This is a genomic window from Flavobacterium aquariorum, from assembly GCF_003254745.1.
GTDB lineage: Bacteria > Bacteroidota > Bacteroidia > Flavobacteriales > Flavobacteriaceae > Flavobacterium > Flavobacterium aquariorum.
Genome location: NZ_QKXH01000010.1, coordinates 149,128 through 172,460, shown reverse-complemented (window position 1 = coordinate 172,460; position 23,333 = coordinate 149,128). Strand labels below are relative to the sequence as shown.

Annotated in this window: 20 protein-coding genes; 11 read left to right on the top strand and 9 right to left on the bottom strand. The window is 35.7% G+C overall.

The genetic code is table 11. The features are described 5' to 3' along the window. Nucleotides 1-257 precede the first annotated feature (257 nt). The 3 genes from DOS84_RS15780 to gcvP all read right to left on the bottom strand — a co-directional run bounded on the left by DOS84_RS15780 (nucleotide 258) and on the right by gcvP (nucleotide 4,850). On the bottom strand, nucleotides 258-620 hold the full coding sequence (locus tag DOS84_RS15780; protein ID WP_111411060.1) for a transcriptional regulator: 363 nt from the start codon (nucleotides 618-620) through the stop codon (nucleotides 258-260). A gap of 370 nt (nucleotides 621-990) precedes the next feature. Continuing rightward, on the bottom strand, nucleotides 991-1,485 hold the full coding sequence (locus DOS84_RS15775) for a hypothetical protein (RefSeq protein WP_111411059.1): 495 nt from the start codon (nucleotides 1,483-1,485) through the stop codon (nucleotides 991-993). 515 nt (nucleotides 1,486-2,000) lie between these two features. Continuing rightward, nucleotides 2,001-4,850, bottom strand: coding sequence for an aminomethyl-transferring glycine dehydrogenase (gcvP, locus tag DOS84_RS15770; RefSeq protein WP_111411058.1), 2,850 nt, complete (start codon nucleotides 4,848-4,850; stop codon nucleotides 2,001-2,003). A 323-nt stretch (nucleotides 4,851-5,173) separates the two neighbouring features. Between gcvP and DOS84_RS15765 the strand changes: the two genes are divergently transcribed. Beyond that, nucleotides 5,174-6,001 carry a UbiA prenyltransferase family protein gene (locus DOS84_RS15765; protein ID WP_111411057.1) on the top strand — a complete coding sequence of 276 codons (828 nt, stop codon included), beginning with the start codon at nucleotides 5,174-5,176 and terminating at the stop codon, nucleotides 5,999-6,001. A gap of 90 nt (nucleotides 6,002-6,091) precedes the next feature. Here the strand turns inward: DOS84_RS15765 and DOS84_RS15760 are convergent, their stop codons facing one another. From DOS84_RS15760 to DOS84_RS15745, 4 genes are all read right to left on the bottom strand, one after another. Continuing rightward, the gene (locus tag DOS84_RS15760) at nucleotides 6,092-8,119 is read right to left on the bottom strand and encodes a M3 family metallopeptidase (protein WP_111411056.1); all 2,028 of its coding nucleotides are present in this window, start codon (nucleotides 8,117-8,119) and stop codon (nucleotides 6,092-6,094) included. Nucleotides 8,120-8,424: 305 nt separating this feature from the next. Beyond that, complete coding sequence (gene purE / locus DOS84_RS15755) at nucleotides 8,425-8,910, bottom strand: 5-(carboxyamino)imidazole ribonucleotide mutase (RefSeq protein WP_111411055.1); 486 nt, start codon at nucleotides 8,908-8,910, stop codon at nucleotides 8,425-8,427. 92 nt (nucleotides 8,911-9,002) lie between these two features. Continuing rightward, a complete protein-coding gene (locus tag DOS84_RS15750) occupies nucleotides 9,003-10,154 on the bottom strand; it encodes a 5-(carboxyamino)imidazole ribonucleotide synthase (protein ID WP_111411054.1) in 1,152 nt (383 codons plus the stop codon). 81 nt (nucleotides 10,155-10,235) lie between these two features. Further along, nucleotides 10,236-10,781, bottom strand: coding sequence for a hypothetical protein (locus DOS84_RS15745; protein WP_111411075.1), 546 nt, complete (start codon nucleotides 10,779-10,781; stop codon nucleotides 10,236-10,238). 91 nt (nucleotides 10,782-10,872) lie between these two features. Between DOS84_RS15745 and hpt the strand changes: the two genes are divergently transcribed. The 5 genes from hpt (at nucleotide 10,873) to DOS84_RS15720 (ending at nucleotide 16,909) form a co-directional block, all read left to right on the top strand. Continuing rightward, complete coding sequence (hpt, locus tag DOS84_RS15740; RefSeq protein ID WP_111411074.1) at nucleotides 10,873-11,403, top strand: hypoxanthine phosphoribosyltransferase; 531 nt, start codon at nucleotides 10,873-10,875, stop codon at nucleotides 11,401-11,403. A gap of 31 nt (nucleotides 11,404-11,434) precedes the next feature. Next, nucleotides 11,435-12,007 carry an adenylate kinase gene (locus tag DOS84_RS15735; protein WP_111411053.1) on the top strand — a complete coding sequence of 191 codons (573 nt, stop codon included), beginning with the start codon at nucleotides 11,435-11,437 and terminating at the stop codon, nucleotides 12,005-12,007. Nucleotides 12,008-12,214: 207 nt separating this feature from the next. Next, nucleotides 12,215-13,489 (top strand): hemolysin family protein, encoded by a 1,275-nt coding sequence (locus DOS84_RS15730; RefSeq protein ID WP_111411052.1) that lies wholly within the window; start codon nucleotides 12,215-12,217, stop codon nucleotides 13,487-13,489. Nucleotides 13,490-13,574: 85 nt separating this feature from the next. After that, nucleotides 13,575-14,576, top strand: a complete 1,002-nt coding sequence (gene obgE / locus DOS84_RS15725; protein WP_111411051.1) for a GTPase ObgE — start codon at nucleotides 13,575-13,577, stop codon at nucleotides 14,574-14,576. A gap of 176 nt (nucleotides 14,577-14,752) precedes the next feature. Further along, on the top strand, nucleotides 14,753-16,909 hold the full coding sequence (locus tag DOS84_RS15720; protein WP_111411050.1) for a S46 family peptidase: 2,157 nt from the start codon (nucleotides 14,753-14,755) through the stop codon (nucleotides 16,907-16,909). Nucleotides 16,910-16,997: 88 nt separating this feature from the next. Here the strand turns inward: DOS84_RS15720 and DOS84_RS15715 are convergent, their stop codons facing one another. Further along, nucleotides 16,998-17,987, bottom strand: coding sequence for a glycosyltransferase family protein (locus DOS84_RS15715; protein ID WP_111411049.1), 990 nt, complete (start codon nucleotides 17,985-17,987; stop codon nucleotides 16,998-17,000). A gap of 44 nt (nucleotides 17,988-18,031) precedes the next feature. Then, complete coding sequence (locus DOS84_RS15710; RefSeq protein WP_111411048.1) at nucleotides 18,032-18,847, bottom strand: UDP-2,3-diacylglucosamine diphosphatase; 816 nt, start codon at nucleotides 18,845-18,847, stop codon at nucleotides 18,032-18,034. A gap of 660 nt (nucleotides 18,848-19,507) precedes the next feature. On the opposite strand from DOS84_RS15710, the gene DOS84_RS15705 reads away from it, so the two are divergent. The 5 genes from DOS84_RS15705 to DOS84_RS15685 all read left to right on the top strand — a co-directional run bounded on the left by DOS84_RS15705 (nucleotide 19,508) and on the right by DOS84_RS15685 (nucleotide 23,325). Next, nucleotides 19,508-20,680 (top strand): acetyltransferase domain-containing protein, encoded by a 1,173-nt coding sequence (locus DOS84_RS15705; RefSeq protein ID WP_111411047.1) that lies wholly within the window; start codon nucleotides 19,508-19,510, stop codon nucleotides 20,678-20,680. 65 nt (nucleotides 20,681-20,745) lie between these two features. Continuing rightward, entirely contained in the window at nucleotides 20,746-21,324 is a 579-nt protein-coding gene (locus DOS84_RS15700) for a YdeI/OmpD-associated family protein (protein WP_111411046.1), read from the top strand. A gap of 50 nt (nucleotides 21,325-21,374) precedes the next feature. Then, complete coding sequence (locus DOS84_RS15695; protein WP_111411045.1) at nucleotides 21,375-21,950, top strand: Crp/Fnr family transcriptional regulator; 576 nt, start codon at nucleotides 21,375-21,377, stop codon at nucleotides 21,948-21,950. Between the two features lie 68 nt (nucleotides 21,951-22,018). Next, complete coding sequence (locus DOS84_RS15690) at nucleotides 22,019-22,459, top strand: carboxymuconolactone decarboxylase family protein (protein ID WP_111411044.1); 441 nt, start codon at nucleotides 22,019-22,021, stop codon at nucleotides 22,457-22,459. 176 nt (nucleotides 22,460-22,635) lie between these two features. After that, complete coding sequence (locus DOS84_RS15685; protein ID WP_111411043.1) at nucleotides 22,636-23,325, top strand: tetratricopeptide repeat protein; 690 nt, start codon at nucleotides 22,636-22,638, stop codon at nucleotides 23,323-23,325. The last annotated feature ends 8 nt before the right edge of the window (nucleotides 23,326-23,333 follow it).

Genomic DNA, 23,333 nt, shown 5'->3' with positions numbered 1-23,333 from the left:
TGTTTTTCAAGTTTCTGCTTTTCAGATTCCAACTTTCACGCTTCTTATTTGTCAATTTTCTGCGGAAATAAATGCTTGTTTTCTGATTGAATTTACCTGCGTAATTTCGGCTCAACTCACGCATAACTAGTATATATGCGAAACAAACCTTCGTGTATCCACCCTTTTTCGAAGTGATAGGCGAAGTTTTGTTACGCTTTATTGTTTTTCAAAAATAACTAAAAAAGATTACAAATCATCAAACGCACTTTTTGTTGCTATTCTATTTTATGAATTTGTTTAAACAGATTGAGCTGTGTTTGTAATGTTTCAATTTGTTTTTCATTCTCGGCAAGCTGGGTTTTCAATTCCTTTTCAGCTTTGGTTTCATAGGGTATTGCCAGTCGTTCGCCTAGTTCCATCAGAAAATTGTATTGTACAGCCTGCGAGATACGCCATAAAATAGCAAACTGAAAAGAGGATTGCTTAAAATAGCCGTTAAGGGTAGTGGGGAGAACTCCTAAAAAATCGGATATGCTTTTCTTCTTGGTCTTGTTCTGTTGAAAGTGCCAGTTGATGAAATTGCCCAATGATGGCGGGTCATTCTCTCTCTTTTCCAGAAATTTTTTTTTGATGTCCATTTGGTTTATATCAAAGTTATAAGACAAATATATGTAAATTTTTTATTACAGTTGGTAGTTAAGGCTAACTAAATTAATGTTTATGGCTAATAGTATTTGCCTTGAAGGCTAACTGAATTAGCCTTAACTACCAACTAAGTTAGCCCTATAGGCTAACTTAGTTATGAATAAATACAAACTGAATTAGCCTTTAAACATAATTTAGTTATCCTTTTTCACCAACAAAATTAGCCTTAAAGGCTAATTTTGTTGGTGAAAAAGGATAATAAACCCTTAAAAAAGTCATTTTAGGACACTCAATGCAAGGCACAAAAAAAACGCTTTCTTACTAAAGAAAGCGTTTTTGATTGGTGTACTGCTTGAAATATTTTTAATTGGAAACTACTGGAGTAGCAGGAATACCTGAGCCTCCCTGACCCGCGAAGCGTTGTTTGAGTTGTGATACAATACTATCGGTACCACCTACACCAGCATCGGCAGCAGAGCCAAAAAGTTTATACAGCGTAAGTGCCGATGTATAGGCTTCGCTACCCACCAATAATTGGGTGTCCTCCATTTTTTCAAGTAACTGTTTGGTTACCATAATAATTTCATCGAGTTGTGTAAAAAGCAACATGTCATTTTGCATACTGGCTATAGATACATAAGATGGTATTAATGTCGGGTTGTTTACTCCTGCATTAATTGCGTCCTCGGTAAATGCCTTGTTGGAAACGTTTATCGACGGGAGAGCAATACGTTCCTCGGTAGTAAGCCCCACCAGAAAAGGCAGGTTCGCAGTAATGGTTTGCAAGGCAGTTTTTACGGCTGTTATTTGTGCAGCTGTAGCGGTAGTGTTGATTCGGTTGTTGGTTAAATTGGCCATAGAATGATGGTTTAAAAGGTTGTTAATTAATGCTAATATAAGAATTTTAGCAAATAGTATTTAAAAAGATTGAGGTATTTTCTTATTTTGTTATCTGAAAAACAAGACATAGTAGTTAGGCGTAATATTGTCAAGTTTGGAGTTTGTAGAGGTGTGAAAAATATGCAAAACGGCTATAGAATGTGCAGTGGCTTTTTTGGAAAACGTCTTATGAAAAACTAAAGGTGTTAACTAGCCCTGATGGAAGCGGCATCTCCCGATTTAGAAAAACAAGGCTTTTTTGCCGTAGTTTTTGTTAATCGGGAATACAGCGGACAGCAGGAGTTATGTTGATGAGAAACGAATAATTTCTGCTCCTTATTTTCATTAGGGTTATAAAATGAAAAACCCTTTCAGTTTTAATACTGAAAGGGTTTTGTATAATCTGCAATCTAATTTCTGCAACCTGCAACCTGCAATCTGCAACCTGCAATCTGCAACCTGCAATCTGCAATCTGCAATCTGCAACCTGTAATCTAGCTCTCCATGTAAGCCTCGATAGGCGCACAACTGCACACTAGGTTTCTGTCTCCGTAAGCGTCATCGGCTCTACGAACGGTAGGCCAGAATTTGTTTTCGGCAATGTAATCCAATGGGAAAGCGGCTTGCTCTCTGCTGTATGGGAAATCCCAAGTTTCGGCAGTAAGCATGGCTAATGTATGAGGAGAATTTTTCAATACGTTGTTGCTGTCTTCGATGGTTGCAGCTTCGATTTCTTTACGAATGGAAATCATGGCGTCACAAAAACGATCTAATTCTTCTAGGTTTTCACTTTCGGTTGGTTCGATCATCAAGGTTCCTGCCACTGGGAAAGAAACGGTTGGTGCGTGGAAACCATAATCCATTAAACGTTTTGCGATATCGGTAACTTCGATTCCTTTTTGTTTGAAAGGACGACATTCCAAAATCATTTCGTGAGCCGCACGACCCATTTCGCCAGAGTACAATGTATCGTAGTGACCGTTTAATTTTTCTTTGATGTAATTGGCGTTCAGGATAGCGTGCTCTGTAGCTTCTTTCAATCCATCGGCACCTAACATTGTGATGTAACCGTAAGAGATTAAACATACCAATGCCGATCCCCAAGGGGCTGCAGAAATACCTGTAATGGCATTGCTTCCGCCTGTTGGAATAACTGGATTAGAAGGTAAGAAAGGAACTAAGTGCTCGGCAACGCAAATTGGTCCAACACCAGGTCCACCACCACCGTGAGGGATGGCGAATGTTTTGTGAAGGTTCAAATGGCAAACGTCAGCTCCAATAGTTGCTGGGTTGGTCAAACCAACTTGTGCATTCATATTGGCTCCGTCCATATATACTTGTCCACCGTTTTCGTGGATGATTCTTGTAATTTCGATAATGGCACTTTCAAAAACCCCGTGAGTCGATGGATAAGTAACCATCAAACAAGAAAGGTCATCTTTGTGCTCAATTGCTTTTTGACGTAAATCTTCTACGTCTATATTTCCGTTTTCCAATGTTTTGGTAACGATAACTTTCATACCCGCCATTGCTGCAGATGCCGGATTGGTTCCGTGAGCCGATGATGGAATCAAAGCAATATTTCTGTGGTGATCACCACGAGATTGGTGGTACGCACGAATAACCATTAATCCTGCGTATTCTCCTTGTGCTCCTGAGTTAGGTTGCAAAGTAGTTCCTGCAAAACCAGTGATTACGTTTAATTGTTGCTCTAGTTTTGACAACATTTCTTGGTATCCTTGTGCTTGATCTAGCGGTGCAAAAGGGTGAATGTTGTTCCAAAGCGCATTGCTCAATGGCAACATTTCGGCAGCTGCATTCAGTTTCATTGTACAAGAACCCAATGAAATCATCGAGTGATTCAATGATAAATCTTTACGCTCCAACATTTTGATGTAACGCATCATCGCTGATTCCGAGTGGTACTGGTTGAAAACATCGTGTTGTAAAAAAGATGATGTTCTGTTTAAATCCTCTGGGAAATGATTTGCCTCTGGTAAAGTCTCGATAGTTGTTGCTTGCTTACCATTTGCGGAAGCGAAGATGCTAACGATTTTATTGATATCGGCAATACTTGTCGTTTCATTCAAAGAGATTGAAACGGTATTGTTGTCTATGTAGTAAAAGTTTACTTCGTTTTGTTCAGCAATAGTGCGAACTTTTTTAGCATCGGCTTTGATTACGATAGTATCGAAGAAAGCTGTATTGGTTTGTTGTAAACCTAGTTTTTCCAATTCGTTTGACAAAGTTGCTGCCAAAGCGTGAACTTTGTTGGCAATATATTGCAAACCTTTTGGTCCGTGGTATACGGCGTACATTCCCGCCATTACCGAAAGTAAAACCTGTGCAGTACAGATATTTGAAGTCGCTTTGTCACGTTTGATGTGTTGTTCACGAGTTTGCAAAGCCATACGCAAGGCACGATTCCCGTTAGTATCAACAGTTACCCCGATGATTCTTCCTGGCATAGAGCGTTTGTACTCGTCTTTGGTAGCAAAATAAGCAGCGTGTGGCCCACCATAACCCAACGGAATTCCGAAACGTTGTGTTGTTCCAACTACTACTGCAGCTCCCATTTCTCCTGGAGGAGTCAGTTTTGTTAAACTCAAAATATCGGCAGCAACGGCTACTTTTATTTCATTAGCGGCAGCTTTTGCAATAAATGAGGTATAGTCGTTTACTTGACCGTATTTACCTGGATATTGAAGAATAGCTCCAAAAAAGTCTGATGAGAAATCAAAAGCTTCGTGGTTTCCAACAACCAATTCTATTCCGATTGGAGTAGAACGAGTTTCTAAAACAGATAATGTTTGAGGTAATATTTCTTCGGAAACGAAGAATTTATTGATGTTGTTTTTCTTTTGATCGCGTGTTCTTACGTCGAAAAGTAAAGCCATTGCTTCGGCAGCGGCAGTCGCTTCGTCAAGTAGAGAAGCATTGGCGATTTCCATTCCGGTAAGTTCAACTACCATAGTTTGGAAATTTAAAATTGCTTCCAGACGACCTTGTGCAATTTCGGCTTGGTAAGGTGTGTAAGCTGTGTACCATCCTGGGTTTTCAAAAATATTTCTTTGAATAACCGCCGGAACAATAGCTTGATTGTAACCTAAACCGATGTAAGATTGAAACATTTTGTTTTTGCTTCCCAACTGGGCGATATGATTGGAATATTCATATTCGGTCATGGCCGGGTCCAAAGCGAGAGGTGCTTTTAGACGAATATCATCCGGGAGGGTTTCATAAACAAGTCGCTCTATGGAGTCAACTCCTATGGTTTTCAACATGTGTTGTAAATCTGTTTCTCTCGGGCCAATGTGTCTTAAAGCAAAAGAATCTGTTTTCATGTGTAGTTAATATTTGTTTTTTATTTGAACATGGTATCGCCATTCTGTTTTAATTATTCTACAGTATGAATCATGGCGATTTCATATGTGTGTAGCTACTATTTGTTTTTTTTAAGTCTAAAGGAAAAGCCTGATTGTTTAAATATTCAATTATATTTGAATTTCGGTCCAATCAAGACTATTTAGTGTAGAAATAAAAGAGTTGTGTTTTTTGTGGTGCAAAAATAAATATTAATCTCTTAATAAAGCTCTTTTTTAACTTGATTTTATAGGGATTTTTCAACTAATGGACTGATTTATTAACAATTGATTAAATTTGTTAAATGAAGGTTTTAAAAAATATTTTGCAGTTTTATATAAACAGTAGTATTCATGTTGCTTTGTCTGTGTATTCTTTGGTACAAATGACCAATTTTATGTTCAATATTCCTGAGGATAAACCAATAGCAAATTTTGCTTTTTTTGGGACTATTGTGGGGTATAATTTTGTTAAGTACGATAGTTTCGCCCGAACACATAAAATAAAAATGAGAGGTACTTTGAAACTGATTGTTTTGTATAGTATTTTTTCTTTTTTGGCGGTTGGTTTTTACTTTTTTCAATTGCAACGCATAACACAAATTGTTTCAGTAGGGGTTTTATCGGTGACTTTATTGTACACGTTACCATTTTTTCCAAATCGGAAAAATGCTAGAAATTGGGCTGGTGTCAAAATTTATATTGTGGCTTTGTGTTGGGTTGGAGTAACTTTAGTATTGCCAATTCTGGATGCTGGAATTGCAATAACTTTGGATTTTTATCTAAAAAGTGTTCAACGATTTATATTGGTTTTTGTATTGATTCTTATTTTTGAAATTATAGATTTGGCCAATGATGATCCTCATTTAAAAACCGTTCCACAACAAATAGGAGTGAGGCGAACTAAAAATTTGGGTTATCTTTTATTGATTATTTTTTGTGTTTTGGAATTGTTTAATAGTAATTTCAAGTACAACATTATGCATTTAGTGCTAATAATTATTATTGCCATTATTACAGCTTTATTTTTGGCTTTCGCCAGTGAAAAACGGTCCAAATATTACACTTCGTTTTGGGTTGAGAGTATTCCTATTGTTTGGTGGGTTTGTGTTTTGTGTTTTTGGAAAATGTAATGATTGATTCATTGCTTTTTAAAAATATAAAACCGAAGCATCTCTACTTCGGTTTCTCTTTGAATTCTAAAATCTAGAATCTGCAATATTTTATAACAATCCCGCTCTTTTTAGTAAAGCATCCGGTTTTGGTTCCTGTCCTCTAAAACGTTTGTACAAAATCATAGGATGTTCTGTTCCTCCTTTTGAAAGTACATTTTCTTTGAATTTTTCGGCTACTTCAGTATTAAATATTCCCTCTTCTAAGAAATAATCAAATGCATCGGCATCAAGAACTTCGGCCCATTTGTAACTGTAATAACCCGAAGAATATCCGCCTTGAAAAATATGTGAAAAGGCAGTACTCATCGCATTTTCTTTTACATCAGGATACAATTGTGTTGAAGCAAATACTTCATTTTCAAAAGCTTTAATGTCTGTTATATTTGTTGGGTCTTGTCCGTGCCAACCCATATCCAACAATCCAAAACTCAATTGACGCATGGTTGCCATCCCTTCCTGAAAACTTGCACTTTCTTTAATTTTTTGTACGTATTCCTGCGGAATTACTTGCCCAGTTTCATAATGGTGTGCAAACAAAGCCAAAGCTTCTGGCTCGTAGCACCAGTTTTCCATAATCTGGCTTGGTAGTTCCACAAAATCCCAATAAACCGATGTTCCTGAAAGACTTGGATAGGTGGTGTTGGCTAACATGCCATGCAATCCGTGACCAAATTCGTGAAATAAAGTCGTCACTTCGTTAAATGTCAAAAGCGACGGTTTGGTTTCGGTAGGTTTTGTAAAGTTGCAAACATTCGAAATGTGTGGTCTTTCATTTATGCCGTTTTTGATGTATTGTGATTTGAAAGAAGTCATCCAAGCACCGTTTCGTTTTCCTTTCCTTGGAAAGAAATCGGCATAAAAAACAGCAACCAATTCGTTATTTTGGTCTTTTACTTCATAGGTAGTTACTTCTTCATGGTATTTATCAATATCAAAAACCTCAGTAAAAGTCAATCCGTATAATTTTTCGGCAATAATGAAAGCGCCATTCAATACTTTTTCCAATTGGAAATATGGTTTCAATTTTTCATCATCTAAATTGAATAATTGTTGCTTCAATTTTTCCGAATAATAAGCTCCGTCCCATTTTTCAAGCTGTTCGATGCCATCCAGTTCTTTGGCGAAAATAGATAATTGTTCAAATTCTTTTTCCGCGGCTGGTTTGGCTTTGGCCAATAAATCATTAGAAAACGACAATACTTTCTCTGGACTTTCGGCCATACGTTCTTCAAGAACAAAATGAGCGTGTGTTTTATATCCCAAAAGATTGGCTCTTTCGAAACGTAGTTTGGCAATTTTTAAAACAATCTCTTGATTGTCGAATTCGTTATTTTGGAAACATCTGGCGCCAAAAGCAATCGCCATTTTTTTACGTAATTCACGGTTGTCTGCATATGTAATAAACGGAATGTAACTCGGATGGTCCAAGGTGAAAATCCAGCCTTCTTTTTCTTGGGCTTTCGCCAATGAACGAGCGGCTTCAATTGTTCCTTCCGGTAAGCCTGCTAAATCCTTTTCATCCGTTAGATGCAATTCAAATGCATTGGTTTCAGCCAAAACATTTTCACCAAATTGCAAACTCAGTTTCGATAATTCTTTGTCAAGTTCCCGTAATTGATTTTTTTTGTCTTCTGGTAAATTGGCTCCATTTCTGGAAAAGCTTTTGTACTGTTTATCTAGTAATGTTGCCTGTTCTGGATTTAGGTTTAAGGATTCTCTTTGATCATAAACCGTTTTTACTTTGGCAAATAATGCGGCATTCAAACGAATGTCATTTCCAAATTCTGACAATAACGGTGAAACTTCCTGAGCAATTTTTTGCATTTCGTCACTCGTTTCGGCCGAATTCAAATTAAAAAAAATACTTGAAATTCTGTCCAAAGTATCTCCGCTAAAAGATAATGCTTCAATTGTATTCTCGAAAGTAGGATTTTCTGTATTGTTGACAATGACGTCAATTTCGGATTTTGCCAAGACAATTGCTTCCTGAAATGCAGGAAGGTAATCTTCGTTTTTTATTTTAGAAAATGGCGCTGTGTCTAGCTTGGTGTCAAATTTTTGAAGTAGTATATTCATAATTCTATATTCTATTTTGTTACAAATAAGTGGTTGTTATAGTTTTGCATTTTTATCTTTTAAAAACAAAAAAGAAGAAAAATGTGTTAAATTTTCCAATAGATGTGTATTTTGTCGATTATTTGTGTACTTTTGTCGAATAATTAATTTACACATGAATTAATTAAGTCAAAATTATAAGCTCTTTTTGTCCCAAATCACAAAGAAATTTAGTTCCTTAAATACCACACATTATTGATAAAACTAAATTCCCCCAAGTTTAGATTTTACAATACCAAAAAAGCTCCTTGTTTAGGAGCTTTTTTTTATTTATTCAAGTTTTCAGAAGATTTGTAAACCGCTTCTTTTAGTCCTTCTTTATAGGTGATGATTTTGTCCAAAACAATTTTGTCGGAACTTCCTATGATTTGCGCGGCAAGAATTCCGGCATTTTTTGCTCCGTTTAAAGCCACTGTTGCTACAGGAACACCACCTGGCATTTGTAAAATCGACAAAACGCTGTCCCAGCCATCGATAGAATTACTTGATTTTACGGGAACTCCGATTACAGGCAATGGAGACATGGAAGCGACCATTCCAGGTAAATGCGCGGCCCCGCCAGCTCCGGCAATAATCACCGAAATACCGCGGCTATGGGCATTTTTACTGAAATCAAACAACTTTTCAGGTGTTCTGTGGGCCGATACAATATCAACTTCTACAGCTATATCAAATCCTTTTAAAATGTCTATGGCATCCTGCATTACCGGCATATCCGAAATGCTTCCCATGATTATGGCTACTTTGCTCATTGTTTTTTATGTTGAATTTTGAATTATAAATTTTAGATTAAAATAATTTAGGTTTTCATTTAAAATTTATAATTCAATATTTATAATTATTTTTAACTGATTACTCTTATTGTATTCTTCACATCCTCGGCAATTTTTCTTGCTTCGTTTATGTCTTCATTGACAATCGTCACATGTCCCATTTTTCTAAAAGGACGGGTTTGTTTCTTGCCGTAAATGTGTGGTGTAACACCATCCCATCCTAATATTTTCTCTATGTTTTCGTAAACGACATCTCCAGAGAAACCTTCTGCACCGGTAAGGTTAACCATAATTCCGGCTACTTTACTGTCGGTGTTTCCAAGAGGTAAATCTAGAATCGCACGTAAATGGTTTTCAAATTGTGAAGTATAACTGGCTTCAATTGAATAATGACCAGAATTGTGTGGGCGAGGAGCAACTTCGTTTACCAGAATTTCATCGTCTTCGGTTTGGAACATTTCAACAGCCAAAAGCCCGACATGATTGAATTGCTGAGAAACATTCAAGGCAATTATTCTTGCTTTGTCGGCTACTTTTTCGTCAATTCGGGCAGGGCAAATCACATATTCCACTTGGTTGGCTTCGGGGTGAAATTCCATTTCTACCACTGGATAGGTTCTTATTTCTCCTTGAGGATTGCGGCAAACAATTACGGCCAATTCGTTTTTGAAAGGTACCATCGTTTCTGCAATACATTCAACATTCGGTAAATTTTCTAAATCAGAAGTTTGTCTAATAATTTTTACACCGTTTCCGTCGTATCCAAATTCGGTACACTTCCATACAAAAGGAAGTTGAATGTTAGAATCCACTAAATCAATCACCAAATCTTTTAAAGTTGCATAACGTTTAAAAGGAGCTGTTGGAATGTTATTTTCTATATAAAAAGCTTTTTGAATGCCTTTGTTTTGTATCAGTTTCAGTGTTTTTGGCGAAGGATAAACTTTTATGCCTTCGTTTTCCAATTTTTCAAGAGCATCAAGATTGACCAACTCTATTTCAAAAGTCAAAACATCTACTTGTTTCCCAAAATTGTAAACCGTTTCAAAATCCATTAAGTCTCCTTGAAAGAATTGATTACACGCTATTTTGCAGGGAGCTTCATCGCTAGGATCAAGAACATAAGTTTGTATGTCAAATTTTCTCGTGTCAAACAAAAGCATTTTGCCTAATTGTCCGCCACCAAGTATACCTAATTTAAAAGAGGATGAAAAATAATTCATTGTGATTGTCTTTAACTTTGTCTGTTGGGCATATTGCCTAGTGTGTGCAAAGATACTTTTTCCTAATCGAATAGGAAAATGCTATTTTATTTTCTTCAAAACTTCTTTGGCGACGGCCTTATAAGCTGCACTATGGTTTGGAAAGTCTTTAGTAATTATAATTTTCAATTCGGGATGTATCCAGTCATAATGTTGTCCCAGTATATATAAGGTACGCATCGAATAGGCTTTGGCCGCTACTTTGGTGTCGTTTATCATCCAATCAAAACTATTTTCTGTTATTTCTTCCAAATGTTTTTCAGAAAGCTGAATCTCTTTTTTCTTAAAATGCGAAAGAATCAAAAGCTGGCAGATTTTTGCAGCTGGTCGTATGGCGCTTTCATCTTTCAGACTTTTAATTTGAGAACAAAAGAAATTCAAATGTTCTTCTATCCATTCCAATTTTTGGTAACAAACAAATTCCAGGATCCAAAAGGCTTTGGATGCATTTTTGTTTGAAGTCTGAAAACACAACTGAACCAGCTCAGGAAAAAGTTCCCGGTTATCCAGAACTTCATTGGCATATTTTTGCCTGTTGGCCCGATGTCCAGTTACATTATCTAATTTTTTTTGGAATTCGGTGACCATCATCTATGTTTTTGATTTAAAAGTACAAATCAATTGACAATTGTCAAAAGTGAAATCCCTATCTTTGCCAAATATTTTAAAATATAAAACTGTGATACAACTACACGATAAACAATTTGTTCCGTTTATTTCAGCCAAAGAGATAAACTTTGCTATTGAAAAAATGGTAGCACAAATAGAAGACGATTTTTTTGATGAAACACCAATTTTTATTGGAGTACTGAATGGTTCTTTTATGGTCGTTTCCGATTTTTTAAAATTATACAAAAAACCTTGCGAAGTGTCTTTTATCAAATTAGCTTCCTATGAAGGAACTTCCTCTACGGAATCGGTTAAGCAATTAATAGGTTTGAACCAAGATTTGACGGGACGGACTGTAATTATTTTAGAAGATATTATCGATACAGGAAACACTTTGGAGGAATTGAAAAATTTATTTAAAAGCCAAAATGTAAAGCATTTTAAGATTGCAACGCTGTTCTTCAAACCCGATGCTTTCAAAAAAGACCTAAAAATTGACTATGTGGGTATTCGCATTCCTAACAAATTCATTGTTGGTTTTGGTTTAGATTACGATGGTCTGGGCAGAAACTTACCAGAGGTATATCAATTAAAGGAATAACAAAATAGTAAAAATCATATATAAAAAAGGAATGATCAATATAGTTTTATTTGGAAAGCCAGGAGCAGGAAAAGGAACTCAGGCAGAATTTTTAAAAGAAAAATACAAATTAACACACATTTCAACTGGAGATGTTTTTCGTTACAACTTGAAAAACGACACTCCACTAGGTAAAGAAGCAAGAGTGTACATGGATGCCGGGGATTTGGTTCCAGACGAATTGACTACCAAAATGCTTATTGATGAGGTAAACAAACACCCAAATACCAATGGGATTTTGTTTGATGGCTATCCAAGAACAATTTCTCAAGCTGAAGCATTGGACGCTTTTTTGCAAACAATTGGTTCAAAAGTTACGGCTACGATTGCACTCGAAGCCGATGATGAGATTTTAGTGGCCAGATTATTGGAAAGAGGAAAAATAAGCGGAAGAGTTGACGATCAGGACGAAGATAAAATCAGAAATCGTTACCAGGAATACAACGAAAAAACCGCTCCTTTAGTGGGATATTATAAAGCACAAGATAAGTTTCACGCTGTAAATGGAATAGGGTCTATTCAAGAAATTACAGAAAGATTAACTGCAGTTATCGATAATTTGTAGAAGCAATTTCCAGCTGTACGTTTCAAGTCCGCGTCCCGTTGTTTATTTTTCTAAAGCGCCCCATAAGCTTCTTTCAGTCGCTTTTGTGTCACTCATAAAAATTAAACAACGGGACTGTGGGCTTTTCACTTCCATCTGGGCTATTAAAATAAGATTACACAACAACAGGATTCTAAGAATCAAAAATATAAACGAATTATCTAAACATTGGAAATAGTAATAATATTTTTTCTGATACTCTTAAATGGATTTTTTTCTATGTCTGAAATCGCATTGATTTCGGCCCGAAAAAACAGGTTGGAAACCGCGGCAAAAAAGGGTAACAAAAGTGCTCAAATAGCTTTGGATTTAGCCAATTCCCCAAATAAGTTTTTGTCAACAGTACAAATAGGAATAACATTGATTGGAATACTTACCGGTATTTACAGTGGGGATAAAATAACCACAGATGTGGAGGTATTTGTAAAAGGATTTCATGTGTTAATTCCGTTTGCACGTTCAATTGCGGTTGGAATTGTTGTTGTAATATTGACGTTCTTTTCTTTGGTGTTGGGAGAGTTATTACCTAAACGAATTGGATTGAACCATCCAGAAGGAATTGCCAAGGCAGTAGCGTGGCCTATGAAAATTGTTTCTATAATTACCGCACCTTTTATATGGTTGCTAACCACTTCGACCGAATTTTTATTGGATGTACTGCAAATAAAACCTACAGCCGACGGAAAAGTAACTGAGGAAGAAATAAAAGCCATCATCAAAGAAGGTACTGAAGTTGGTGAGGTTCAGGAAATAGAACAAGATATCGTGGAGCGCGTTTTTCATATTGGAGACCGAAAAATCAATTCGTTGATGACGCACAGAAAATCGGTTATGCTCTTGCCTTTACACGCTGATAAAAATAAGGTAAAGGAATTTATGCTAAAAGAATTGCATTCGATTTATCCTGTTTATGGCGAAAATCACGATGATATTGTGGGAGTTGTAAATTTGAAAAATATTTTCGCCCATTTTGAAAACGATAGTTTTAATTTGGCTGAAATTATGACCGAAGCTCCTTTTATGATGGAGCAAACCACAGCTTACAAAGCACTGGAACAGTTCAAGGAAACAGGAATTCATTATGCATTGGTTTCAGATGAATATGGGGTTTTTCAGGGGGTAATTACGTTGAATGATATTCTTGAAGCGCTGGTTGGCAATGCTTCGGATTTTTATAAGGACGATTTCCAGTTAATCGAAAGGGAGGACGGAACTTGGATGGTAGACGGACATTATTCGTTACACGATTTTCTGACGTATTTCGAACTGGATGATTTAATAAATGATTATGAAGTGACCACCGTAAGTGGATTAATAATGACCGAATTATCTCGTATTCCAAAAGAAGGAGAAAAGTTAATTTGGCAAAAATTTGAGTTAGAGGTCATCGATATGGATGGCGTGAAGATTGATAAAGTAATGGTTAAATCATTACAAAAATAGAAATAAAAATAGATGGCAGATGGCGATGGTAGTTTGATTTTTTTTCAATCTAAAATCTAAAATCTAAAATCTGAAATTGAGAAAAATGACAGAAGGGAATTTTGTAGATTACGTAAAAATTTATGTTTCTTCAGGAAAAGGAGGAAAGGGATCTACGCATTTGCATAGAGAAAAATTTATTGAAAAAGGTGGACCAGATGGTGGTGATGGTGGACGAGGCGGACACGTTTATTTAGTGGGTAACAAAGGACTTTGGACTTTGTTTCACTTAAAATTTGCACGTCATATTAAAGCAGGACACGGAGGAGATGGAGGAGGAGACCGCAGCACTGGTGCTGATGGTGAGGATAAATACATCGAAGTTCCGTTGGGAACTGTTGTAAAAGACAAAGAAACAGGCGAAACCCTTTTTGAAATTACCGAAGACGGAGAGAAACAAATTCTTTCCCGCGGAGGTAAAGGAGGATTAGGAAACTGGCACTTTAGAAGTTCAACGAATCAAACGCCGCGATATTCACAGCCAGGTTTGCCAGGTGTGGAAATGGATGTGATTTTGGAACTTAAAGTATTGGCCGATGTAGGTTTGGTAGGTTTTCCTAATGCCGGAAAATCAACGCTATTATCAGTGTTGACTTCTGCAAAACCAAAAATTGCCGATTATCCTTTTACAACTCTAAAACCAAATCTTGGAATTGTAGCGTATCGAGATTTTCAATCTTTTGTAATTGCCGATATTCCGGGAATTATCGAAGGCGCTGCAGAAGGAAAAGGACTAGGTCATTATTTCTTGCGTCATATTGAGCGTAATTCGACTTTATTATTCTTAGTTCCTGTAGATACTCCAGATATTAAAGCAGAGTATGATATTCTGGTTAATGAATTGACCAAATACAATCCGGAAATGCTAGATAAAGAGCGTTTATTAGTGATTTCAAAATGCGATATGCTGGATGATGAACTGAAAGCGGAATTAAAAACCGAATTAGACGTTGCTTTCAAAGACATTCCTTATATGTTTATCTCATCAGTTGCCCAACAAGGTTTGACTGAATTGAAAGATAAATTATGGAAAATGTTGAATGATTAAAATCAGTATTTTTATACTAAAAAAGGTGTTCTAGCAATAGAACACCTTTTTTGTTTTTTTAAACATTTCTTAAATTTTGGTTAATTTAGAAGTGTTTGATTGTGTTTATGTTGGTAAAAATTTAGTAGAATTGTCAAAATGATTATATTCGTGGCGCTAAAATAAAATATACCCAAATGAAAAAAGTTGTATTATTCTTGACCATGTGCCTAATGGCTTTTCCAGTAAGAGCTGATGAGGGAATGTGGTTTTTGATGTTTATCGAGAGATTAAACCATAGAGATATGGAAAAAATGGGCTTGCAATTGACAGCCGAAGAAATTTACAGTATCAATCATCATAGTTTGAAAGATGCTGTAGTTCAATTCAACGGAGGTTGTACGGCCGAGATCGTTTCAAAAGAAGGTTTGGTACTGACCAATCACCACTGTGGATACAATGCCATCGCTGAACTTTCTACAGAAGAACAAAATTATTTAAAGAATGGATTTTGGGCAAAAAATCGAAGTGAGGAGTTAAAACCAAAATCATTATATGTACGTTTCTTTGTTCGTATGGATGACGTTTCTAAAAGAATTTTATCAAAAGTAAATGATAAAATGACCGAGACAGAGCGCAATAAAGTGATTCAACAAGAAATTGCTCTAATCGAAAAAGAAAATAATGAAGGTGGAAAATACACGGTATCTGTTCGTCCATTTTTTCAAGGAAACGAGTATTACTATTTTGTTTACCAAGATTATAAAGACGTTCGTTTGGTAGGAACACCTACAGAAAGTCTTGGGAAATTTGGTGGAGATACGGATAACTGGGAGTGGCCTCGTCATACTGCCGATTTCTCTATGTTTAGAGTATATGCAGATAAAGACGGAAATCCGGCAGAATATTCCAAAGATAACCTGCCATTACAGCCGAAACACCATTTGCCAATAAATATTACTGGAGTAAAAGAAAATGATTTTGCTATGATTTTGGGTTATCCAGGAAGGACAAACCGTTGGATGCCATCGGGAGGAATTGCACAAAATGTAAAGTATGCTTATCCTGCATGGGTTGAAGGTGCAAAAACTGGAATGGACAACATGAAGAAGTTCATGAAACAAGATGCGACCGTAAACTTAAAATACGCGTCTAAATATGCTTCGACTGCCAATTATTGGAAAAACCGCCAAGGAATGATTGATGCATTGACTAAAGCAAAAACAGCTACTGCAAAATCAAATGAAGAAGCTAAATTCAATGCTTGGGCCAATAAACCTGAGAACAAAGAAAAATACGGAAATGTTATTGCTACAATAAATGATTATTATGCAAAAACAAATTTGAAATCACGTCATGACAATTATCTTACCCAATTGATGAGAACGACTTCTTATGGAGCTGGACCGTCTGTATTAGGGAATGCATTGATTGCATATTACAAAGAAAATGAAGCTAAAAGAACCGAAATGATTCCTAAGATAAATAGTTTAATCGGAAACTATTATGGAGACTTTTACGCTCCTTTGGAAAAAGAAGTTTTGACGGCTCAACTTAATTTGTATGCTGCTAAAGCATCAGAATATGGTTTGGCTCCAGTTGTGGCCAAAATGAAAGAAACTAATAAAGGTAATTTTGCAGCCGATGTTGATAAAGCAATTGCTGGAAGTATTTTTGCTAACAAAGAATCGGTTGAAGCTTTTATGAAAGACCCAAAACCGGAACTAATTGAAGCAGATCAATTGTATGTGATTTCAAATGATTTGATGACAAAAATGAGAGCCAAGTCTCCTGAGCAATTAAAAGCAGATGATGATTTTGCTATTGCTTACCGCAAATTGGTGGAAGGTTTAAGAGAATCAAAATTGAATACTATTCAGTATCCAGATGCCAATTCGACTTTGCGTTTAACGTATGGTAAAGTTCGTTCTTTACCTACAGACAAACGAAATGATGCCAAAATAAACAATTATACAACAATGACCGGTATGGTCAATAAGTATAAAGTAGGAGATTCTGAATTTGATTTGCCAGCTCGTTTATTGGAATTAAACAAAGCAAAAGATTTTGGTGAATATGCAGATAAAGCAGGATATATGCCTGTGAATTTCTTGACTGATAATGATATAACAGGAGGGAATTCAGGATCTCCAGTATTGAATGGAAAGGGAGAATTAATCGGTGTGGCTTTTGATGGAAATATCGAGGCCATGGCAGGCGATGTTATTTTTGATAAAAAACTGCAACGTACGATCAATCTTGATATTCGTTTTGTACTTTGGATTATTGACAAATATGCAGGTGCGCATAACATTATTGAAGAAATGACAATTGTGAGGGATGCACAACCTTAATAAAAAAGAGTAGAATACCGTTGCTATTGAAAATTAAAACCCCGTCTTGTTATTAAAAAACAGACGGGGTTTCCTTTTATAATATAGATTAATCATAATAAGTGTCAAATAAAACCTCTAAGGTTTCTTTAATATTATTGGCTTTCATCGTTGGATATTTGATCGGGGAATCCAACCAGTTTTCGATTATTAGATCAAAATTATCGTCAACATCGTAAAGCACTGGGATACCTAGTTTTTTAAGAGCAGCCGCATTGCATTCTTGTTCATAATGTTTTCGGATAGGAATAGAGAGTATTTTTTTACCAAGATATAAAGCCTCGGCTGGCGTCTCAAATCCTCCTCCGGTAATGATTCCTTCGCAATTGATTAGACTTTTATTAAAGTACTGTTGATTGACAGGAAAATAGGTAACATTCTTAATTGTGTGTTTGGTTTTTATGTCATTCAAAAACCAGTGAAATTTTAAATTCGGAAGTTTGTTGAATGCATTTTCCAAGCAATCCTTTTGGAATGAAGGCAAATAAACAGTGATATGTCCTGCGTTTTTGGGTTCTGCATTTATGATTTCATCTTTGATGATGGGAGGGTAAATAAAATCATCGTATTTGTCAAAATGCAATCCAATGTTTTTTGGAGAGGGAGCATAATGTTTTAGAATCATTTCTCCCATAATACTTTTCTTTTCGGGTCTTGGAGTTTTGGACGATATAAAACTGGCTTGATGTCCAAATTGTATCGAATGTACTTTTTGAAGTTTGCAGGCCAAGGAAGTAATCGAGTCAAAGTCATTGATGACCACATCGTAATTTTTCAGGGGCAAAGCATCGGCATCTTTATAGATTTGTCTCGGTTTAATGTTTTTGGCAATGTCCCAATAATCCAAACCGCCGCATTTACTGTAATGCAAACTACAACCCTCACTTTTGAATTTTATAGGCAAATTGATGTCCAGACTGGCATTGTTGCCGCTTAAGAAAAAATCAACCTCACCAAATTTTTGAAGATACGGATACAATTGCACCGCTCTGCTTATGTGTCCATTGCCTGTTGCCTGTATGGCGTAAAATATTTTCATTTCTGTATATTTTGATTTTAAAGAACTTTTTTTGAATAATGATTTTAAGAAAGAATCTTATTGACAATGTCATTAACCACTTTTTCCTCATTGCTGTCGGCATCCTTGTAATGCTCTTTTTTATACTGGTAAAGGCTCCATTTTTGTTTTTTGTATTCCAATGCAGTCAAGTTTTCAATCCAATCGCCACTGTTTAGGTACATTACTTTACCGTGTTCATTTTCTACTTCCTTCATTTGGGGTTTGTGAATGTGTCCGCAAACTACGTAACTGTATTTTTTTTGGATAGCGACATCGGCTGCGGTAGTTTCAAAATTGGATATGAAGGAAACCGCTTTCTTGACACTGTCTTTGATCATTTTAGAGTAGCTTCTTTTTTCTTTGCCCAAAACAGTCAAAAACCAATTAATCAAGCTATTGATAAGTATCAATAAATCATATCCTTTTCCGCCCAGTTTGGCAAGTATTTTGGCATAGCCCTGAGTGGAAGAATCGAAGACGTCGCCATGAAAAATCCATGCTTTTTTGCCATCTAAATCCAATGTAAGTTTGTCAACCAATTCGAAATTGCCTAAAACAAAATCAGAATATTTTCGTAACGCCTCATCGTGATTTCCGGTAATGTAAATAACTCGTGTCCCAAGATTGGACATTTTTATTATTTGTCTCAGAACATTCATATGGGCAGCAGGGAAGTAGCTTTTGGTAAAACTCCACATATCAATAATATCGCCATTAAGAACTAATGTCTGTGGGTTTATTGATTTTAAATACTGTAGTAATTCTTTGGCGTGGCAGCCGTAAGTTCCTAAATGGACATCACTTATAACGACTAGTGGAATTTTTCTTTTCCTTTTCATTTTTAGTTTTTACGAAAGTAAGATCATTATGTTATCCCAATATGTTCTTAGGGTTATTTATATATGAAAAACGGCCGATTCAGTTTATCCCTGTATCGTTTTGCACAAACTTTTAGGAGTTATAATTTTGTAAGCAAGACTATTAACTTTGGGTATAATAGGGGTGTTTTGTGGTAGCAGGGGTATGATTTATAAGATGTATTGCTCCTAGTTTATGGTAGTGTTGTTGGTCTTTTTAGGCAGCGATACTCCTTGTTTATGGGGGTATAAATGGTATTTTTAGGGAGTAATACTCTTGCTTTAAGGGAGTATAAGGGGTGTTTTTAGGTACGTGTAGGGGGTATAATAGGGTGTAGTGGCCCTGTTTCAAGTATAATTAACTGGAACGAAGTTAGCGGTTTTTAACAAAAATGATCTAGTAATATTCCACTGACGCTCGTTTGTACACGTTCCCTCGTAGTCGTCTGTGACGAGTACTTGCTTAAGTTAAAAGACAAATTGTAGCGTTTACAACGCAGGTAGCTAAAACAAGAATTTGAGAGGTTTTGGAAAATCCGAAAATAAGGATTAATTTAGGATTAAGTTTCTGGTAAAAAGCATGTTATGTCTCGTAGTGAAATGTGTTTTTTTATTTATTAATTCTAACTGTTAAACTAATCTATGGCATCACTTAACAATACCAGAATAGAATCCATTGACTTACTAAAAGGTTTGGTGATGGTCATAATGGCACTCGACCATGTTAGGGATTATTTCCATTATTCGGCTTTCTTTTTTGACCCAACGGACCCAATTCAAAGTAATTTGCCCATCTTTTTTACACGATGGATAACTCATTTCTGTGCACCTGCGTTTAGTTTTTTGGCAGGAATGTCTGCATTTATGGTTGGCAAAAGGAAAACAAAGAATGAATTATCGGGTTTTTTATTCAAACGGGGACTTTGGTTGGTTTTTATAGAGTTGACAGTTGTTGGCTTTGCATGGTTTTTTGATATTCACTTCAGGACTTTTGGTTTGCTGGTGATATGGTCTTTAGGTATTAGTATGATAGTTTTGGCTGCTTTAATTTATTTACCGAGAATCTATATTTTGATTTTTAGCTTGTTGCTTATTTTCTTTCACAACCTGTTTGACAACGTTCATTTTTCTGGGAATGAATGGTGGTCCCTTATTCATGAACAAGCTTTTTATCCGCTTTCAGAGCATACTCAATTGTTGATAGGATATCCACTTGTTCCATGGATTGCTGTAATGGCTTTAGGATATTATTTCGGTGCTTTTTATGATAAATCTTTTGACAGTAATAAACGAAAAAAAATGTTCAACTCTATTGGAGGGATCGCTATTGTAGTTTTCGTTCTTCTACGATTGACCAATCTGTATGGAGACCCGAAGCCGTTTAAGCACTATGATACGTTATCCCAAGATCTGATTTCTTTTTTAAATCCAAGTAAATATCCACCATCGCTTTTGTATGTATTGATGACTTTGGGTGGGGTATTTTTATTTTTGGCCAACACTGAAAAGCTCAAAGGAAAGATTGTTAATTTCTTCTCCACTTTCGGGAGAGTTCCTTTTTTTTATTATATTCTGCATCTCTATTTAATTCATATACTCGCAATGATTTTTGCTGAACTCTCTGGTTTTGGCTGGCAAAAATTTATTTTCTCAACTTGGATAGGATTTGAACCCAATATGAAAGGCTATGGTTTTAGTCTTTTGGTAGTTTATGCTGTTTGGATTGGAATTGTTCTTCTGCTTTATCCATTATGTAAAAAGTTCGACAAGTATAAACAAATGAACAAGGAAAAATGGTGGTTGAGTTATTTGTAAAAATAAATGCAGACTCGTTTTACTTTTGATATAAAATAATTTTTATTAAGTAATAAATAAAATTTATGAATCCTAAAGTTGATTTTTATTTTAGTAAATCCAATAAATGGCAGCCAGCATTGGAGCAATTAAGAAAGATTGCTTTGGATTGTCAACTAACCGAAGAGTTGAAATGGGGCACTCCTTGCTACACTTTTCAGGGAAAGAACATTGTTTTAATACACGATTTTAAAGAGTACTGTGCTTTTTTGTTTTTCAAAGGAGCTTTGTTAAGTAATGCAGATGGTATTCTAATTCAGCAATCAAAGAATGTGCAGGCAGCGAGACAGATTCGCTTTACCAATGTAAAAGAAATAGTGGAGATGCAAACCATTTTAAAAACTTATATTTATGAAGCCATTGAAGTAGAAAAAGCCAGTTTGGAAGTAAAATTTAAAAAAACGGAAGAATTTATTATGGCCGAAGAATTTCAAAAGAAATTGGACGAATTACCCACTTTGAAAACGGCATTCGAAGCTTTGACTCCAGGACGCCAAAGAGCCTATATGCTTCATTTTTCTGCACCCAAACAATCCAAAACCCGAGAGTCAAGAGTTGAAAAAAGTATACCACAAATTCTGGGCGGAAAAGGATTGAATGATTAGTATATTTGGCGAGAAAATAAAGAATCCATTTTAATCCTTGTAGCAAAAGCATGTCTGAAATATTTAAAAATCATTTAGGAAAATTTATCGAAATAGATGACAAGGAACTTTCGAATATTTTAGCTTTTTTTCAGGTTAAAAAGATCAAAAAGAAAGAGAACTTACTTGTTGAAGGGCAGATTTGCAAATCTCATTATTTTGTACTAAACGGTTGTCTGCGAAAATTTTTTATCAATGCAAAAGGAATGGAGCAAACTACGGAATTCGCAATCGAAACCTGGTGGATGACTGATAATTTTGCCTACGAGCGGGGATTGGCAACAGAGTTTTATATTCAGGCGGTAGAGAATTCGGAGATTTTGGTCATTGACCGTGAGGCACAAGAAAAATTACTGACCGAATTCCCTAAAATGGAGCGTTATTTTCGATTCATATACCAACGGGCATACGCGGCAACACAAATGCGAATAAAATACTTGTATGATTTTTCCAAAGAAGAATTCTACGATCATCTGTGCAACGGACATCCTGAATTTGTGCAAAGGATTCCACAGTATTTAATTGCTTCTTTTTTAGGTTTTACACCAGAATATTTAAGCGAAATCAGAAATAAAAAGCGTTCTTAAACCAGTTTAAGTTTTTTCAGTTATCTATTCCTGAAATTTGTACTGTTAATTTAAAACAAACAAATAAAATGGAAAAGAGAATAAATATCAACGAAGTAGAACCTCAGGCTTATAAAGCGATGTATGCTTTGGAAAGTTATTTGGCAACAAGCCAATTGTCAAAAATAAATAAAGAATTAATAAAAATAAGAACTTCCCAAATTAATGGATGCGCATTCTGTCTTGATATGCACACCAAAGATGCGTTAAAATATGGTGAAACCCCCCAACGTATTTTTTTGCTGAATGCCTGGCGTGAAACCGCGTTATTTACTGAGGAAGAAAAAGTGATTTTGGCCATTACCGAGGAGATTACTTTGATTCATAACCACGGTTTATCTGCTGAAACGTATACAAAAGCGGAACAGTTTTTTGATAAAAATACCATCGCACAGATTATAATGGCTGTCGTAACCATAAATGCTTGGAATAGAATTGCAGTAAGCACACAGTTGGAGCCTGCGAATTAAAAGTCCATTAGGAAAAGTAAGTATTAAAAAGCGCAAGAGTTGGGAACTTTTGCGCTTTTTTTATGATTAAAATCTAAGTTGTGTAAAGTTCTTAGCTGTAATATTGATTCGATTTTACTCTTTATTTTTTAAGTTAAAAGCCTTCTATTCTTTTAAAAATTCTTTATTTTTGGTGGATGAAACTACTGGCAAGCGTCTTTTTGTTATTTCCAATATTATTGTTTTCTCAATCTTTTGAAAAAGGAGAAAAATTGTTCATTGATGGAAAATTCGATCAAGCGCAGCCTATTTTGGAGATTTACTTAAAAAACAATCCATCAAATCTTAAAACCATTGAGTATTTGGGAGATATTGCAGGGTATAATAAGTCTTGGGACAAAGCGATTTCCTATTATAAAAAACTGAAAACATTAAAACCCAACGAAGCTAATTATTACTATAAATATGGGGGCGCTTTAGGTATGAAATCTCTGGGAGTCAGTAAATTTAAGGCACTAGGGATGATTGGTGAAGTGAGATCTTCCTTTGAAAAAGCAATAGCCTTAGACCCAAAACACATCGAAGCACGTTGGGCATTGATTGAATTGAATTTGGAATTGCCCGGAATTGTTGGCGGAAGTGAAGCAAAAGCCATTAAATATTCGGGAGAATTAAGGGAATTGTCGCCAGTTGACGGGTATTTGTCCCGTGGTCATATTGAGGAATACTTTAATAGATATTCTAGTGCCGAACAGCAATATAAAAGAGCTATTTTGATAGGAGGTTCCAAGGTTTGCTATCAAAAATTGGCGGATTTGTATAAAAATAAAATGAAACAACCCGATAAAGCCAATAAGGTTTGGGAAGAGTATAAAAATAAAAAATAACGGTTATT

Coding starts and splice junctions, on each gene's coding strand:
- DOS84_RS15780 (WP_111411060.1), bottom strand. CDS start 620: ATGGACATCAAAAAAAAATTTCTGGAAAAGAGAGAGAATGACCCGCCA.
- DOS84_RS15775 (WP_111411059.1), bottom strand. CDS start 1,485: ATGGCCAATTTAACCAACAACCGAATCAACACTACCGCTACAGCTGCA.
- gcvP (WP_111411058.1), bottom strand. CDS start 4,850: ATGAAAACAGATTCTTTTGCTTTAAGACACATTGGCCCGAGAGAAACA.
- DOS84_RS15765 (WP_111411057.1), top strand. CDS start 5,174: ATGAAGGTTTTAAAAAATATTTTGCAGTTTTATATAAACAGTAGTATT.
- DOS84_RS15760 (WP_111411056.1), bottom strand. CDS start 8,119: ATGAATATACTACTTCAAAAATTTGACACCAAGCTAGACACAGCGCCA.
- purE (WP_111411055.1), bottom strand. CDS start 8,910: ATGAGCAAAGTAGCCATAATCATGGGAAGCATTTCGGATATGCCGGTA.
- DOS84_RS15750 (WP_111411054.1), bottom strand. CDS start 10,154: ATGAATTATTTTTCATCCTCTTTTAAATTAGGTATACTTGGTGGCGGA.
- DOS84_RS15745 (WP_111411075.1), bottom strand. CDS start 10,781: ATGGTCACCGAATTCCAAAAAAAATTAGATAATGTAACTGGACATCGG.
- DOS84_RS15735 (WP_111411053.1), top strand. CDS start 11,435: ATGATCAATATAGTTTTATTTGGAAAGCCAGGAGCAGGAAAAGGAACT.
- obgE (WP_111411051.1), top strand. CDS start 13,575: ATGACAGAAGGGAATTTTGTAGATTACGTAAAAATTTATGTTTCTTCA.
- DOS84_RS15720 (WP_111411050.1), top strand. CDS start 14,753: ATGAAAAAAGTTGTATTATTCTTGACCATGTGCCTAATGGCTTTTCCA.
- DOS84_RS15715 (WP_111411049.1), bottom strand. CDS start 17,987: ATGAAAATATTTTACGCCATACAGGCAACAGGCAATGGACACATAAGC.
- DOS84_RS15710 (WP_111411048.1), bottom strand. CDS start 18,847: ATGAAAAGGAAAAGAAAAATTCCACTAGTCGTTATAAGTGATGTCCAT.
- DOS84_RS15705 (WP_111411047.1), top strand. CDS start 19,508: ATGGCATCACTTAACAATACCAGAATAGAATCCATTGACTTACTAAAA.
- DOS84_RS15700 (WP_111411046.1), top strand. CDS start 20,746: ATGAATCCTAAAGTTGATTTTTATTTTAGTAAATCCAATAAATGGCAG.
- DOS84_RS15695 (WP_111411045.1), top strand. CDS start 21,375: ATGTCTGAAATATTTAAAAATCATTTAGGAAAATTTATCGAAATAGAT.
- DOS84_RS15690 (WP_111411044.1), top strand. CDS start 22,019: ATGGAAAAGAGAATAAATATCAACGAAGTAGAACCTCAGGCTTATAAA.
- DOS84_RS15685 (WP_111411043.1), top strand. CDS start 22,636: ATGAAACTACTGGCAAGCGTCTTTTTGTTATTTCCAATATTATTGTTT.